This is a genomic window from Shewanella algicola (genome assembly GCF_014648035.1).
GTDB lineage: Bacteria > Pseudomonadota > Gammaproteobacteria > Enterobacterales > Shewanellaceae > Shewanella > Shewanella algicola.
In genome coordinates this window covers 74,329-90,246 of sequence record NZ_BMQI01000012.1, presented here as the reverse complement: position 1 = coordinate 90,246, position 15,918 = coordinate 74,329, and the positions used below count along the sequence as shown (strand labels likewise).

The following is a 15,918-nucleotide window of genomic DNA, read 5'->3' as shown; positions in this document are numbered from 1 at the left end:
AGGAGTGATGAAATGACAAGGAACAACAAGACGGCATTGAGCGCGTTGGCAATATTGAGCAGTGTAATCTGTTTAACAGCGTGTAACAGCAACGACAGCGATAACTCATCGACAAAGAATGTTGATAAAAGTGTCAGCGCACAAGTGGGCACGAGACCGCTGTTTTTAATTGATCAAATGCAAGACAGCGAGCTGAAAACCCAATTAGCGCAATGCGAGTCTGGCCCATTTTACCGTAGCGACTTTTCTATTGGTCACCGTGGTGCCTCAATGCAGTTTCCTGAGCACACTAAAGAAGCGTATCAAGCAGCTATTGATTCTGGCGCGGGTATTGTTGAGTGCGATGTGACCTTTACCAACGACAAAGCCCTCGTGTGCCGTCATTCACAATGCGACTTAGCCACCACCACTAATATTTTAGCGATACCGGAACTTGCCAATAAGTGCTCTGTGCCATTTACACCTGCCGACGCTGCAAACGGTGTCAGTGCAACCGCGACCTGTTGTACTAGCGACATCAGCCTTGCAGAATTTAAAACCTTAAATGGCAAGATGGATGGCTTTAATCCTAAAGCGACCACGGTCGCCGAGTTTATGGATGGCACCCCAAGTTGGCGCACAGAGCTCTATGCAGGTACTGGCACTTTAATGACTCATGCTGAAAGTATCGAATTATTTAAATCGGCTGGCGTAAAAATGACCCCAGAGCTTAAATCTGCCAACGTAAGTATGCCGTTTGATGGCTTTAGCCAACAAGATTATGCGCAAAAAATGCTTGATGAATATAGCGCCGCAGGTGTTGATGCATCACAGGTTTTCCCGCAATCATTTAATTTAGATGATGTGAAGTATTGGATAGCCAATGCACCAGAATTTGCTGAGCAATCCGTATACTTAGACGATCGCTATGACATGGCAGGTTTTGACCCACAAAACAGTGCGACTTGGACTCCGAGTATGGACGCGCTGGTTGCCGATGGCGTGAAGATTATTGCACCGCCGTTGTGGATGTTAGTCACCTTAGATGACAATAACGCCATTGTACCGTCTGAATACGCCAATGCAGCTAATGCCGCAGGACTTAAGATGATTGCTTGGTCGCTTGAACGCTCTGGCTTACTTAGCGAAGGTAACGGTGGTTGGTATTATCAAAGTATTGCAGATGCGATTGATAATGAAGGTGACACTTATGAGTTGGTTGATGTGTTAGCCAAAGATGTTGGGGTTATCGGGATATTTTCAGATTGGCCTGCAACGGTCACTTATTACGCAAATTGCATGGGCATGTAATGACACTCGATGGCCTTTTATAAAACCGGCTTAGCTTGCGGTTTGGTATTAAGCAGATTTAGCTTGCTGATTAAAGCTAAACAAGGTGCCAATTTTGTTGGCACCTTGTATCAATGGATTCAGCTTTTTTTACAAGGCTATGACGATTTATTTTGCAAATGCGTCTTGCAGTGCAGGCACAACCTGTTTTTTACGGCTTAGCACGCCATCTAACCATACGCGGCCATCAACCGTTGGCTTGCCATAAGCACGTTCGGTTAAATCGGCTGAGTCAGAAACCACTAACATCTCTGAACCTTCTTTCATGATGTCGGTAAGCAGCAATAATACGCTGTGACGGTTACCTTCGACTTTTAGTTTGGCGATATCAGCTTCTAAGTCAGCTTTAATGTCGTCAAATACTGATAAGTCGATGACTTCTAATTGACCAATACCCACTAGGTTACCGTTCATGTTGAAGTCTTTAAAATCACGCATTACAAGGTCACGCGCTGGCGTTCCATCAACGGCAGATTTAACTTTAAACATGTCCATGCCGACTTCTTTATAATCTTCAATACCGGCGATTTCAGCTAAGGCTTCAACGCAACGAATATCAGCAGTGGTACACGTTGGTGATTTGAAAATAACCGTGTCGCTTAAAATCGCGCACATCATGATGCCTGCGATGTTAGCTGGGATTTCTACCTGGTAAAAATCGTACATCATTTTAATGACGGTGTTACTACAACCTACTGGACGGATCCAACATTCTAGCGGAGTAGAAGTGGTTAAGTCGCCCAATTTATGGTGATCAACAATACCGACGATAGTGGCTTGAGCAATATCGTCTGGTGCTTGGGTGATTTCTGAGTGGTCGACAATATACACATCTTCGCCAGCATAACTGGTTTTGTATTCTGGCGCTTCAAAACCAAACTTTTCTAAAATAAAGGCGGTTTCTGGTGATAATTCACCTAAACGGGCTGCGATAGCTGGCTCGCCGATTTGGTTTTTTAAATATGCTAATGCGATAGCACCACAAATTGAATCTGAATCAGGGATCTTGTGACCCACTACATACATTGCCATTGAAAGACTCTCCTATAAAGTTGCGCTGATTTTAACAAGGATTAAAGGTCATCGCATTAAAAAATACCACTTGTGGTAATTTGATAAAAACCATAAAAAAAGCCCCAAGCGGAGAGTCTCGGGGCCTTCTTTAATGTTACTCAGGGTATTTGTGCTTATTCGATATTATTTTGATAACACTTTATGCCGCTAAAATCCTTCAGTCAAAAGAAGTTAGTGAAATGTTAATCTTGCTCACATCGTTAAAATTCAGTGTAGCAGAGTTTTAATTAAAAAGGAGTCAGACCAGATATTGACTCACTGTTTAGCAAGTAAAAAATAGCCACACACCACTACACTTTGACTTTAATGACTACTTTACGCACTTGTTGCGGAGTATCGCTAGTGCCCGGCATGTGAATGTCTCCCGGGAAAAATAGTGCAAACATGCCGGCTTTTAACGGAATAAACGCCGCGTCTTGTTTATTAGACTCATAATCGTAATTGGCATAATCATGGTCTGCAAAATATGCCTTAGAAGGTGTTTGATCTGCCAAAGGTAAGTAGCCAAATTCTTCTTCACCACTCACTACATATTGCACATCAATGTATTGCTGATGTACTTCAAAGGGTGCAGTATGCTTAGGCACTGTTTGATAGTCATTTACGATAACAAAAATATCTTTGCCCTCTAGCGGGTAGTTCCCCATTTCGAGCTGGCTAAAATCAGTTTCTGCAAGGTGAGCAAGTGCTGTGGCTAAACGAGGGTTAAGCTGAGTATAAAGGTGACGATTTGCTAAGGTATCGACAATCATAAAAATTCCGTAAGATATAAACGATAAAAACATGATAGCTCGATAACGCAAAAGCTTACAGTTTTAAAGAGATATCAGCATTACAAATTAAGAAGGATTGTATATTGCCTGCATTACGTTTACTTGCTGGACCAACCGCTTATGAACAAATAGAAGCGAATGGCTTAGAACAATCATTATTTACACAATTGTTTGCTGCATCTGGTGGGCCCAAATGGATAGCTGTAGCAGGGTTGGATAAGTACTTATTCAGTGAATTTTTTAAAGAGCGCCAAGACCCACTTTATACCATGGGAGCCTCATCTGGCGCTTGGCGTTTAGCCTGTATGGCACAACAAAACCCGTTAGCCGCCTATGAACGCTTTGAACATTTTTATATTCATCAGCGTTACGAGCAAAAGCCAAATCGTGAGCAAGTGAGCGCGCAAGTGCTTAACATTGTTGACGGTATTTTGGGTGAGCAACAAGGCGCAGATATTCTTGCTAACCCACTCATTCGTCATCATATGGTGGCGTGTCGTGCTCGTCATTTAAACCGCATTCATGCCAAATTTGGCTTAATGGTGGGCTTGTCGATGGCGGCGGTGAGTAATATTGTTAACCGCAAAAGCTTAGGCTGGCATTTTGAGCGAGTGATTTTAAGTCATAAAGACGACGCATCACCGTTTCGACGCTTAAAAGACTTACCGACAAAACAGGTTGAGCTGACTGAAAATAATATACGTCATGGATTATTAGCCACGGGATCGATCCCTTTATTGCTCGATCCCGTTAAAGATCTGCAAGGATCGCCTAAAGGTCATTATTACGATGGGGGGATTACTGATTACCATTTTGATATGCCGCTGCCAGCAGCAACAGGTTTAAGTTTATACCCACATTTTTATCCATACATGAGTCCGGGTTGGTTTGATAAGTCATTATTGTGGCGTAAAGCCAAGGCGAACTACCACAATGGACTGATTTTGGCACCGAGTAAGCAATTTATTGCCAGTTTACCGTTTGCTAAAATTCCAGACAGGGAAGACTTTAAACACCTTGATAACGATACGCGCATTGCTTATTGGCAAAAAAGCGTGCAACAAAGCCAAATATTAGCTGATGAATTTGCTGAGATTGTCGTAAAAGGCAACATTATGGATCGCATTGAGCGTCTATAGCGTTGATCAAAATATGTTCATTTTTGTGGTTTGTATGAAATATAACCGTACTAAATCGGGTCTTATTAAGTCATAAAGTAGTAAATAATCGTGGTCGATGTCGTTAGTAAGCATTATTTACAGTGCTTATGTTGTTGAAAAATTGACCACTGCTACACTTGATTATACTGGCTTTGATTTTGGTTCAGTAACTTCACCTTTGGTGTGGGAGGCGGTTATGAAAACACAAGAAATGGCGTTATTAATTCAAGATGCAGTGTTATTGCCGGGTGGCAGACTCGAAATTCGTATCGCGTCACCTTGCGAGCTGCGCATGATCGCTGAAGTGTTGAAAGGCCATTACCAACTAGCCTTTGCCGCACAAAAAGCGGGCAGTGATTTGCCGTGCTACATAACAGCAACGCGTTGTAACATCATCGATTTTAATCAATTGGCCGACAACACCTTAAGTATCGTCATTGAAGGTTCGCAACGGGTTAAAATCTTATCGGCAGCACAACAACGTGACGGTAGCTGGATTGCCCGAGCATTACCTTGCCAAAATTGGATTCAAGAACCGATAGCGGGCGAGTTTGAGATTATCAGCGCGGCGCTAGAGCAGTTTTATCAGGTGAATCCTGACTTACTTGACCTGTATTCGCAGGTGCATTTAGAAGATGCCACGTGGGTAAGCCAGCGCTGGCTTGAAGTGTTACCTATGTATAATCGCGATAAGTTAGTGCTCGTTGAACAACCCAATTGCCATAAAACTATGGATTTTGTGTTGCAGCTGCTTAAGTCCCATGTCGATGTGTAAGCTGTGCATCATGGGCGATACACTGATAACATAGCGTGATTAACCTTTCTCTATGTTTTATGTATAGCCTATTTTATGCCAAATTTAACCGCAAACAACCTTGCCTCACATACCACCTCTGCCATTGCGGCGCAGCCTTCTTATATTGTGCTACCCCGAGACAGCGAATTAGTAGGTAAGTCATACCCGACTGTATTGGCGTTTTTGGTTGATCATTTTAAGCAAATCGATGCAAGTGTTTGGCAGCAACGGATTAACGATGGCAAAGTGCATTGGCAAAACGGCGAACTGATTAACGCTGATACCGCTTACCAAGCCACCGCGCGCGTGTATTACTATCGTGAGGTGCAGGCTGAAACCAAAGTGCCGTTTAATGAGCAGATACTCCATCAAGACAATGACACGATTATTGTCTACAAACCGCATTTTTTGCCGGTGACCCCTGGCGGTAATTTCGTTAACGAATGCCTTGTGCATCGATTACGCATTGCCACACAAATCGATACCGTTGCGCCCGCCCATCGGCTTGATAAAGATACTGCTGGGGTGATGTTAATGACACTAAACCCGCACACTCGTCATGCCTATCACCAGCTGTTTTTAGACGACAAGATTACTAAAGACTATCAAGCTATCGCCAAGGTTACCCCAGATTTATTAGCACAATTAGCCAACAACACCTGTGAGTTACCGCTACATTGGACTGTTAAAAATCGTATTGTGGCGGCCAATCCTAGCTTTACCATGCAAGTGGTAGAGGGCGAGGCAAATAGTCATTCTGAGATCAGTCTAGTGGCGGTAAATAATGGTGTCGGCTTGTTTGAATTAAGCCCTATTACCGGTAAAACTCACCAATTGCGTGTGCATATGCAAAGTTTAGGTATGCCGATATTACATGACCGTTTTTATCCGGTTTTACAGCCTAAAGGCCCTGATAATTATGATAAACCATTACAGTTATTGGCTAAACGTTTGCGGTTTTGCGATCCGATATCAGGTATTGAACAAGATGTTGAGTGCCAGGGATTAGATTTACTGGCCATGAGTTAAAAGTTGTGTATGTACAAAAAACCGCCATCTATAAGTCGATGGCGGTTTGGTTTCTAATAATTGCTATTTTATCAGTTACTCTGCTGTAGCGTGTTTCACCCCTTTGCGATTTTTCATGGGGTCGCCATCGTAACCTAGGGCTTTCCAGTCTAGGCGCTCGCCTTTGTTATGACAGTCATTACATTGTAATGCTTTGTCTTTTGGCGTAACCATATGGTTGATACGCCACCACATTTCAGTCGCAACAAAGCCATGTTTTCCACTGTATTTAAGGCCTTTTTCTACCATAGTTGGGTTGGCTTCCATCCCTAATCTGGCGGCTAGGTCCCAGTCAAATTTATCCCAATATCCACCTTCACCGTAAGTTTTTGGTGTCAGTAAAATATTCAACTCAGAGTCGTAAATTTGCTTACCAGTGTGCACTTTAAAAGGATAAATCTTGGCTTTAGGGTCGTTAATATCGCCTAATGGGTAAGCTAGTTTTACCGTTTTACTTGGGTCAATTTTATCGCCTGCCATGTAGGCGTCAGCACTGCCATTAAACCAGGCGTATTGTGGTGGAACATCTTTTTGCCATACAAAGCTGCCTTTCTTTTTGTTAAAGGTGTGCTTGCCATTTTCATCAATAGTGTCTTCAAGATCTTGACCTGCTGCTGACCAGTCCCAATGTATTTTGGTCGGTTCAACTTTAGCAAATGATGGGATATGACACGTTTGACATGCCACTGTGGCGGTATGGGTGTTGAGTTTTTTGTTTTGATGCGGCGCGCCATCATGACAATTTACACAACCAATTTTGGTTTCGCCTCCTGGTGATACACCCATGGCATTACCACTAATTTGATGCTTTTCGGTCACGTGACAATCTTGGCACTGAAAGTCATTGCCGTCGGTGTCCATGTGTACATCGGTTTCACGATCTGGATAAGACATTGACGAGTCTAAGTCGCCATGTTTAACCGCATCACCGCCGCCGCCGTAAAAGTGGCAACTGCCGCAGTTGTCGCGTACAGGGCTGCCAACATTTTGTGCCACTCTGAGCAAGTTGACCTTTCCAAATACTTCACCCGCGCCACCTGGATCTTTAACATATGTCCCTGTGGTGTCGTGGCACACTAGGCAGTCCACTTTGGTCATGTCGCTAAAGTCAAAGTTTGAGTCTTTCCAGCCGTAGCCTGCATGACAACTGGTACAGCGTGGCTCGTTACCCGATATCGACACACAAAAGTTATTAATACTGTTCTTTTTACCACGCTTAACGGTACGGCCGGGTAATTCTTGTTCTAGCTCCCATGTCCAGTGGGATGATTTCATAAAGTCTTCAGCGTGTTCTTTATGGCAGGTTAAGCATTGAGTGGTGACTTCTGGGCCATTTTCAAATGGCCCTTGCAACACTTCTTTGTGATTAAAGGCGGCTTGTGCGCTACTGCTTAACAACAGTAATACCGCCATTGAGGTTAATATTCTCATTATCGGTGTCCTTACCCCTGAGTTTGCACTCAGGGGGACCAAGTTTAGAAGTTAATAGTCAATGAAGCATTAAGGTCGTAGGCGGTGTCGATTACGGGCAGCATTGAGTATGCAGTGCCAGCCATTACGTCATCTACTTTTTGCGGGGCACCCACTGGTGAGCCGCTGCCTGTGTATTCATAGTCGTAATATAAACCGGCTAACTTGATGAACATTCTTGGGTTAATATCAAAGATGTAGTACGCCTCGACAACATGGCCGCGAGTGGCTAACTTACTGCCGATTGGATCATCTTGTGCTTGAGTGAACGGGCTCCAGTATTTAGAACCATAGTTATATTCAAGGCCAAACTTGCCGTAGGGTGCTGGAATTTGCATCCCAACATATACGCCGTAACCGTCTTTGGTATCGGTGTCGGTTGTCTCTGCTGCAACCATCATGATTTCAGTGCCTGTGCTGTTAAGCTCGGCTTCAAATACTGCATCGCTTAACATGCCACCAAACATACCTGCATTACCGCTTGGTTCTGCACGGGTCCAACCTAAAGAAGCAAAAAACTTCATGTCTTCATCAGATTCATAGGCATAACCTAAACCGCCTAAATACATGTCACCAATCACATCACTAGGTTGAACTCTGGTGACAAAGTTAAAGTTGTCAAACTTTTGCATATCCTGGTACATGGTTGGGGCAAAAATACCTGCCAATTGTGATGGGAATGCCATGGTGCCGGTAAACCCATCATTGACATCTTTAGCACCAAATAACGTTAATTGCACAAAGTGGTTACCGTCGTTCAATACGTCGATGTTAAATCCACCTAGGTGAGTGTCCTTGGTGACGATATCGCCAAATAATTCACCGTTACCGTATTGTGATTCAAAGCCTTGACCGTAACAAAAGCGAACGGTTTGGCCTTCAATACCTGTGATGTCGCTTAGGTTGTAACCTAAAGTTGCACCGTCGAAGTTAAAGTTAACTAAGTGGCCTGATGGGGTGCCGCCGCGGAGTTCGTTTTCACGGTAATGGCTTGGTGGGCCGTAGGTTGATGGACGACGACCGATCGAAAGGTAGGCGCCGCTGCCGTTGATGTCTTTCCAGTTAAAGTAGGCGCGCTCAACTTTGAGTTCGTCACCACTGGTGCTGCCGCTGCTGGTACCGTCCATGGTGAACGAGTTCCAAGAGTCAAAAACTTTAACGCCGGTAGAGTCTCCCCAGCTTTTAAACATGGTTAAGCGTCCTGCAAAGCTGACGTTGTCCCATACTTTTGCGTTGATGTTTAAGCGAAGGCGAGTGGTATAAAAAATATCATTATCGATATCTTGTTGCGTTTTTGGTGCGAGCACCATTGGCATTACGCCTTGAAGCATGCCGCTTTGAAATGCAGTGGCTAAGTCAGGGTTTGCAGCCATCATTTGCCCTAAAGGCGAGCTTGCGCTGCTTGGGTCACCAAAGTCTCCGGCCATTGCTTTGCTGGCAAAGTCGCTAAAGTTAACGTTCATTGCTGGGTTCCAGGTGACGTTTTGATAATGCAATGAATGCATTTTGGTTCTAAAGTCACCGGTAATTTCGATTCGGTCTAATGCACTATGACGTTCGGTTTTATCTACTCGTGAGTTTAAGTAATCTAAATCATCTGTAATTTCGGCAAGCTGTTTTTCTAACTCGGCAATTTTTTGGACATCGCTATCTGCAGCTAAACTCGCACCACTCATAAAGAGTGCGTTGGCAACGAGAATTGAGATAAGTGTTCTCATGGTTTTTCTCCCCCAGATTTGCCAAAAATTTCATCAATTTGGCAAATTTTTGTTGTCAGATCCCCTGAGGCTAAGCCCCATGGTTTTTTTACATTGATTATTGGCTGATGCTGGCGTTTACTCAGAAACGTCGATCAGCATGACTGACTTAGCCGCAGGTGGCTGGTTGGTCTGAGTCGGCTGCGTGGTCATACAAAAATTGTTGAATGTCTTTCAATTCTTGTTCTGATAGCGCCTCAAAAACGGCAGGTTTGGCTTTGTGCTTGTCACGAGAGAAGAAACGATCCCATTGGCTCATGGTTTTTGCCATTGGAGTCAGTTCAGGGCCTTCACTATCGGCACTGTGGCAGGCTTTACATTCTTTTTTATATAGGTGTTTACCTTTTTTCGGGTTACCACCATCGGCTGCCATGGCCTGGCTACCGAAAGATAATGCGATGGCGATTGCGATACCAACTTTTGTATATGTCTTCATCATGTTTATCCTCTATGGGCTTTTTATAGGTAGTGCTTTAGCAATTTGGAGTTATGTCTTTGCTGTAAATGATGTTACCTAAAAGTAGGTAGTGTTAACTTGAAGTAGATCATATCTATGAGAAAAATCTAATTGAAAAAAAGTTAATTGAAAAAAATCTAATGAACTTGTGTGACTCAGATCTATTGCAAATCGGCCTGAAAGCTTGATAGGCCGGATAGAGTCTATTTTTTGAAATGTAAAAAGAGATGAATTTGGGTTAGCTTATTAATGCCATCAGCGATTTTATCACTAGAACTGTTGCGCTCACGCTGCATAACACTAAAGTGATAATGCGGGTTTTATCTTTATCAATATGATTAATTAACAAACCTGACACAAGGTAGCCGCCAACAATCGACGGGATTAGCATCAGTGATAACCATAGGTGTTGTGGTTCAACCAAGCCGAAAATAGCCAAAATAGCTAAAGCAATCAGTGAACTAATTAAAAAGAAGGCTGACAACGCCGCTCTAAATTGATTGACATCTTGTCCGGCGAGTAAAATGGCCATTGGCGGGCCACCAATGGCAGCGATATTACCAAAAATACCGGAAAATATTCCGGCAATAAATAAGCTGATGCGGTTGATGGGAGCAGTAATTTTGTAGACGCTGAGGATAACTGCAATATATACAATCGCCGCAATTATCAATCCAAGTACGGCTTGCGGGGCAAACACTAATAACCCCGCACCCACAAAACCACCAGGGATCCGCCCGAGTAAGGCATATTGCAAACCATTAAATTGCAGATGACCGCGTTCTCTAAACAATGTCATGGCTGAAATAACAAAACCCATCACCACAATAGGAACAGGTACAAGTTGGGGGCTAACGATATACAGAAGGGGGCTGGCAACAACGGCTAACCCAAAACCAATTAAGCTTTGGGTTAGCGCGCCAAAAAACACGATAACTGATGCCAGTATCAAAGTAGATGGTTCGATAAATGACATCATAAGTTCTCTATAAAAACATCACGACTTCTTAAAAGGGTCGTTTCAAAGTCTATTGATTAAGCCAGTGAGTTATTCCATGTCTTCCCACTCGATACCCATTTCATCCATTAACTTTTTCGCTTCACTTGGAATGCTGTCAGGCTCATCTTTTGATAAGTCGCCGTCATTAGGTAATGGTTGTCCTGTATATGCATGCAAAAAAGCTTCGCATAGCAGTTCACTGTTAGTTGCATGTCGCAGATTGTTTATCTGACGACGAGTTCGCTCATCGGTTAATACTTTTAATACTTTTAAAGGGATAGAAACCGTAATCTTTTTTACTTGTTCATTTTTTTTGCCATGCTCGGCATATGGGCTAATATATTCGCCATTCCACTCAGTCATTAACTTACCCTTAACGATAAATACGGGGCAGATTTTAACCCCTTACAATCTCTAGTCAAATTATTGCTACTATTTAGTGATGAATGCAAATAGATTTCTTTATGTGTAGACGTCTAAACGGCTGATATTGGTTGACGAATGCCAGTGTCTTAGGTAAATTTGGACGTCTAGACATCTCTTTGTGTGTTTGTGAAATTTTTTAGGAGTCATTATGACTAAGCATCAAAGCGCCACATTGGCCGTTCGCCAAGGTATTGAATCAGACACACAACACGGGGCAGTGGTACCACCGATTTATTTATCGACCAACTATTCATTTGACGGCCATAAAAACCCGCGTGAATTTGACTATAGCCGCTCGGGTAATCCTACACGTAACATTTTAGGTGACGCGCTGGCTCAGCTAGAACAAGGTGCAACGGGTGTGGTGACATGCACGGGTATGGCAGCCATTACATTGGCGACCAGCTTACTTGGGCCAGATGATTTATTGGTTGTACCGCATGATTGTTATGGCGGCAGTTATCGTTTATTTACCAATTTAGCCAAAAAAGGCCAATTTAAATTATTGGTTGTCGATCAAACTGATACAGAGGCATTTGAAAAAGCCATTGCGCAAAAGCCCAAAATGGTTTGGTTAGAGACACCCTCTAATCCGTTATTGCGCGTGGTTGATATTGAAGCCGTGAGCCGTGCTTGTCGTGCTGTCGGTGCGTTAGTGGCGGTTGATAACACCTTTTTATCGCCAATTTTACAGCAACCTTTATTGTTAGGTGCTGATATCGTGATTCATTCAACCACCAAATACATTAACGGCCATAGTGATGTGGTAGGTGGTGCGGTGGTGGCTAAAGACCCAGAATTAGGCGAACTATTACATTGGTGGTCTAACACCCTCGGGCTAACGGGCTCGGCATTTGACAGCTATTTAACCTTGCGTGGTTTACGCACCCTGGCTGTACGCATCCGTGAGCATCAACGCAATGCACAAAAAATCGTTGAATTACTTAACACTAGCGACCTAGTGGCCAAAGTCTATTACCCAGGTTTAAAAGACCATCCAGGTCACGAAATCGCGGCAAAACAACAACAAGGCTTTGGCGCTATGTTAAGTTTTGAGTTAAAAGGCGGCGAGGCTGAAGTTGTGGCATTTTTACAAGCCTTGTCTTTATTCAGTGTTGCTGAAAGTTTAGGCGGAGTGGAAAGTTTAGTCGCCGTTCCGGCCACCATGACCCACAGAGCAATGGATGCTAAAGCACGCCAAGAGGCTGGTATTAAAGACACTTTATTGAGATTATCTGTCGGTATTGAAGATGCTGAAGATTTAGTTACTGATATTAAAGCAGGTTTAGCCGCAGTAGCAGCCATTAAATCATCTTAATCTGGGTTTAATTAGCTTAATTTACGTTTATGTTAGCTGTAGTTTTCGTTAAATAAAGTAAAATAGCAGCCGCAAAAAGTCGTAGTTGTTTAAGGAGTGCGTAATGGCGCGAGGTCATTTACATAAGTTTGGTGGTTCTAGTTTAGCGGATGCTGATTGCTATCGCCGTGTTGCCCATATTTTATTGACCCACGGTAACAGTGATGATCTTGTGGTGGTGTCGGCTGCCGGTAAAACCACTAACTTCTTATATAAATTACTTAGTCTGCGTGACAGCGGCCAACTTTGGCAGGAAGATCTGCAAGTATTGATTAGTTACCAGCAAACCCTGATTGAGCAATTATTGTCAAACGAGCAAGCGCGTGATTTACGTGAGCGTTTGTCTACTGACCGCGCGCAATTAGTCAGTTTGTTGTCGTTAGAACACCACAACGAATATCAATTAAACCAAGTTGTGAGTTTTGGCGAGCGTTGGTCTGCACGCTTAATGGCGGCGCTATTGCGTGAAACGGGCGTAGCAGCATCTCATGTTGATGCTTGCTCAATTTTAGTTGCCGATGAAGGCGCAGTACCGAATATTTTAGTGCAACAGTCACGCGATAAAGTGCAAGCTTTACTGACGTTGCATCCACAAGAGCGTTTAGTGATAACAGGGTTTATTTGCGCTAACCGCCATGGTGATACCTTATTATTAGGCCGCAATGGTTCTGACTTTAGTGCAACCTTAATTGCTAGCTTAGCCAACATTGAACGCGTGACGATTTGGACCGATGTTGAAGGTGTATTTAACGCCGACCCTAATAAAATCAATGACGCCAAGTTACTTAAAAGCATGTCTTTAGCTGAAGCAGATCGCCTCGCTCGCTTAGGCTCACCTGTTTTGCACTCTCGTACTTTACAGCCTTTGTTTAATACCGAGGTCAGTTTAGCGGTGCGTTCAAGTTATGCATCACACACCGACTTTACGTTAATTGCGCCTTTGAGCTCATCTGCCAGTGCACCGGTAGTGACCAACTTAAATGAAGTGCTGCTATTTAGCTTTAAAATGAACAGCAACATTGCGCCTTTACTTGAGGTATTACACGCGGCAGGTTTAACCCCATTGGCATTTTGGGAGCTTGCTCAGCATAAAGTTGAGTTAGCCTTTACCCTGGAAAGCCAAAAGCAGGTTCAAGCGGTGTTAAATCAATATCGAGAAGAATGGGCAATCGAAGAGTTAACCATACAATCTGATTTGGGTTTAGTCGCGTTAGTCAGTGCTGATGCGCATCATTTTAGACGCAGTTTTGCACGGTTATTAAGCCGCGATGCTAAACCGGTTTATCAAGACTCACTTAGCTTAGTGACATTAGTGCCACAAGCTCAAGTCAGTTTGTTAACGCAAAAAGTGCATCGTCGTTGTGCTGGTCCAAGAATGCGCATTGGCGTGTTGTTATTAGGGGCGGGTAATATTGGCGAAGCATGGATAGATTTATTTAAACGTGCAAGCCTAACACTTGACCGTGAATTAGAAGCATCAGTTGAGCTTATTGGGGTGGTCGGCTCGCAAAAAGCCTTGATTGCCAACGAGGGTATTGACCTCAATAACTGGCAGCAAGATTATCAATCACAAGCCACTACTTGGGATTACGATCAGTTATTTGAACAATTAGCCCAGTTAGCTTGCGATGAAATAGTGGCTTTAGATATTAGTGCCAGTGCCAGCTTAACCTTGCAGTACCCTGAGTTATTTGCCCGCGGTATTCATGTGGTGAGCGCCAATAAATTAGCAGGCTCTGGCCCATTGCCATTTTACCGAGAATTAAAGCAACAGCTCAGTAACCGTCGATTATTTTGGCGCTATAACGCCAGTTGCGGTGCAGGCTTGCCAATTCAACATGCATTAAACGATTTACGTAACAGCGGCGACACCATTGAAGCTGTGGGCGGGATTTTTTCTGGCACCTTATGTTGGTTATTTGAAAACTACGATGGCAATAAACCGTTTTCTGAATTAGTGCTTGAGGCACGTGGTTTAGGGATTACAGAACCCGATCCTCGTGATGATTTATCTGGACGTGACATGCAACGTAAGTTGCTTATTTTAGCCCGTGAAATTGGCCTCGCCGTTGAGTTAGACGACATTACGCTTAATTCATTGGTGCCTAAAGCGTTAGCAGAATTGCCGTTAAATGACTTTTTAGCGCGTATCAGTGAATTAGATGAGGATTTATTGCAGCAATTTACTGCCGCAGCAGAGCAAGACAAAGTGCTGCGTTACGTTGCCTCGTTAGACAAAGTTGAGGGTAAACTGCAAGCCGAAGTCGGCTTACAATGGGTTGATAATAATCATCCTTATGCCAATTTAACGCCAGGCGATAATGTGTTTGTCATTCGCAGTGCGTTTTATCAAGGTAACCCGTTGATTATCCGCGGACCAGGCGCTGGACGTGAGGTCACCGCAGCAGCGGTTCAGTCGGACCTAGTACATATTTGTAAAGACTTACTGCAAGAATAATATTGATTAAAAAGACCATGTTGAATGGTCTTTTTTTTCGTCTTCTATTACATAGTGCTGCGTTGTATTAAAAGGATATTGAATGGAAAGGCCAACAAAGGAGCAAATTCGAGAATTACCTATTTATGACGGCATTGCGCTTGAGAATATTATTGTTGTTACAAACAAAGCAGATGCTATTAGTGCCATCGCAGAGTTAAAAAAGCATTCCTGTTTAGGCTTTGATACCGAGAGCAAACCCTGTTTTATAAAAGGTGAGGTCAGTGATGGACCTCATTTAATTCAAATCGCTACACTGTCCAAAGTGTTTTTATTTCCAACTCAGTTTTATGAATACTTCACTGACATTAGTGAAGTCTTGTCGGACCCTACGATAAAAAAGGTGGGCTTTGGATTAAAAGAAGACAGAAAAATACTCTTGAGAAAATTTGGTATTAGGTTAGCCAATACCGAAGAGCTTTCGTCGAAAGTGATGCGTTTTGCCCGTGTTAAGCAACGTGTTGGCGCTCGAGTGGCAGTTGCAATGTTGTTTAATCAACGACTATCTAAGAGTGCACAACAATCCAATTGGTCAATATTTCCTCTTCATGACCATCAGAAAAAATATGCGGCAAATGATGCTCATACTGCATTACTCATCGAGCTCGAAATAGAAAGACAGAGCCAACAATAACTTTACAAACATAGCTCCTGCTACTACTCGAAAGGTTTTATCCTCCTTAATATTTTATGTTTCGTTCGCCGTAATATAACTCCATCGAAACAAATGACGTATCAATTAATAGTTTTTTTG

At 43.2% G+C, this 15,918-nt stretch carries 14 protein-coding genes; 7 read left to right on the top strand and 7 right to left on the bottom strand.

Annotated features, from left to right (window positions below; genetic code table 11):
- The first annotated feature begins 12 nt into the window (after window positions 1–12).
- The gene (locus tag IEY42_RS07195) at window positions 13–1,290 is read left to right on the top strand and encodes a glycerophosphodiester phosphodiesterase family protein (protein WP_188924622.1); all 1,278 of its coding nucleotides are present in this window, start codon (window positions 13–15) and stop codon (window positions 1,288–1,290) included.
- Window positions 1,291–1,437: 147 nt separating this feature from the next.
- On the opposite strand, the gene IEY42_RS07190 is transcribed toward IEY42_RS07195, so the two are convergent.
- Together IEY42_RS07190 and IEY42_RS07185 are read right to left on the bottom strand one after the other, a co-directional pair.
- Window positions 1,438–2,361 carry a manganese-dependent inorganic pyrophosphatase gene (locus IEY42_RS07190; RefSeq protein WP_188924621.1) on the bottom strand — a complete coding sequence of 308 codons (924 nt, stop codon included), beginning with the start codon at window positions 2,359–2,361 and terminating at the stop codon, window positions 1,438–1,440.
- Between the two features lie 332 nt (window positions 2,362–2,693).
- Window positions 2,694–3,155, bottom strand: coding sequence for a NanQ anomerase/TabA/YiaL family protein (locus IEY42_RS07185; protein ID WP_188924620.1), 462 nt, complete (start codon window positions 3,153–3,155; stop codon window positions 2,694–2,696).
- 104 nt (window positions 3,156–3,259) lie between these two features.
- Between IEY42_RS07185 and IEY42_RS07180 the strand changes: the two genes are divergently transcribed.
- From IEY42_RS07180 to IEY42_RS07170, 3 genes are all read left to right on the top strand, one after another.
- Complete coding sequence (locus tag IEY42_RS07180) at window positions 3,260–4,315, top strand: alpha/beta hydrolase (protein ID WP_188924619.1); 1,056 nt, start codon at window positions 3,260–3,262, stop codon at window positions 4,313–4,315.
- Window positions 4,316–4,532: 217 nt separating this feature from the next.
- A complete protein-coding gene (locus IEY42_RS07175) occupies window positions 4,533–5,111 on the top strand; it encodes an LON peptidase substrate-binding domain-containing protein (RefSeq protein ID WP_188918323.1) in 579 nt (192 codons plus the stop codon).
- Window positions 5,112–5,186: 75 nt separating this feature from the next.
- A complete protein-coding gene (locus tag IEY42_RS07170; protein ID WP_188924618.1) occupies window positions 5,187–6,161 on the top strand; it encodes a pseudouridine synthase in 975 nt (324 codons plus the stop codon).
- 75 nt (window positions 6,162–6,236) lie between these two features.
- Here the strand turns inward: IEY42_RS07170 and IEY42_RS07165 are convergent, their stop codons facing one another.
- The 5 genes from IEY42_RS07165 to metJ all read right to left on the bottom strand — a co-directional run bounded on the left by IEY42_RS07165 (window position 6,237) and on the right by metJ (window position 11,247).
- The gene (locus tag IEY42_RS07165; protein WP_188924617.1) at window positions 6,237–7,631 is read right to left on the bottom strand and encodes a tetrathionate reductase family octaheme c-type cytochrome; all 1,395 of its coding nucleotides are present in this window, start codon (window positions 7,629–7,631) and stop codon (window positions 6,237–6,239) included.
- Between the two features lie 44 nt (window positions 7,632–7,675).
- Window positions 7,676–9,388, bottom strand: coding sequence for a DUF3373 domain-containing protein (locus IEY42_RS07160; protein WP_188924616.1), 1,713 nt, complete (start codon window positions 9,386–9,388; stop codon window positions 7,676–7,678).
- Window positions 9,389–9,536: 148 nt separating this feature from the next.
- On the bottom strand, window positions 9,537–9,866 hold the full coding sequence (locus tag IEY42_RS07155; RefSeq protein WP_188924615.1) for a c-type cytochrome: 330 nt from the start codon (window positions 9,864–9,866) through the stop codon (window positions 9,537–9,539).
- Window positions 9,867–10,122: 256 nt separating this feature from the next.
- Window positions 10,123–10,863, bottom strand: coding sequence for a sulfite exporter TauE/SafE family protein (locus IEY42_RS07150; RefSeq protein ID WP_188924614.1), 741 nt, complete (start codon window positions 10,861–10,863; stop codon window positions 10,123–10,125).
- Between the two features lie 69 nt (window positions 10,864–10,932).
- Window positions 10,933–11,247, bottom strand: a complete 315-nt coding sequence (metJ, locus tag IEY42_RS07145) for a met regulon transcriptional regulator MetJ (protein WP_188918310.1) — start codon at window positions 11,245–11,247, stop codon at window positions 10,933–10,935.
- Window positions 11,248–11,458: 211 nt separating this feature from the next.
- On the opposite strand from metJ, the gene metB reads away from it, so the two are divergent.
- The 3 genes from metB to IEY42_RS07130 all read left to right on the top strand — a co-directional run bounded on the left by metB (window position 11,459) and on the right by IEY42_RS07130 (window position 15,798).
- Window positions 11,459–12,628: a cystathionine gamma-synthase gene (gene metB, locus IEY42_RS07140; RefSeq protein ID WP_188924613.1), complete on the top strand. Its 1,170-nt coding sequence runs from the start codon at window positions 11,459–11,461 to the stop codon at window positions 12,626–12,628.
- A gap of 103 nt (window positions 12,629–12,731) precedes the next feature.
- Window positions 12,732–15,125: a bifunctional aspartate kinase/homoserine dehydrogenase II gene (locus IEY42_RS07135; protein WP_188924612.1), complete on the top strand. Its 2,394-nt coding sequence runs from the start codon at window positions 12,732–12,734 to the stop codon at window positions 15,123–15,125.
- An 82-nt stretch (window positions 15,126–15,207) separates the two neighbouring features.
- Entirely contained in the window at window positions 15,208–15,798 is a 591-nt protein-coding gene (locus IEY42_RS07130; RefSeq protein WP_188924611.1) for a 3'-5' exonuclease, read from the top strand.
- Window positions 15,799–15,918: the final 120 nt, after the last annotated feature.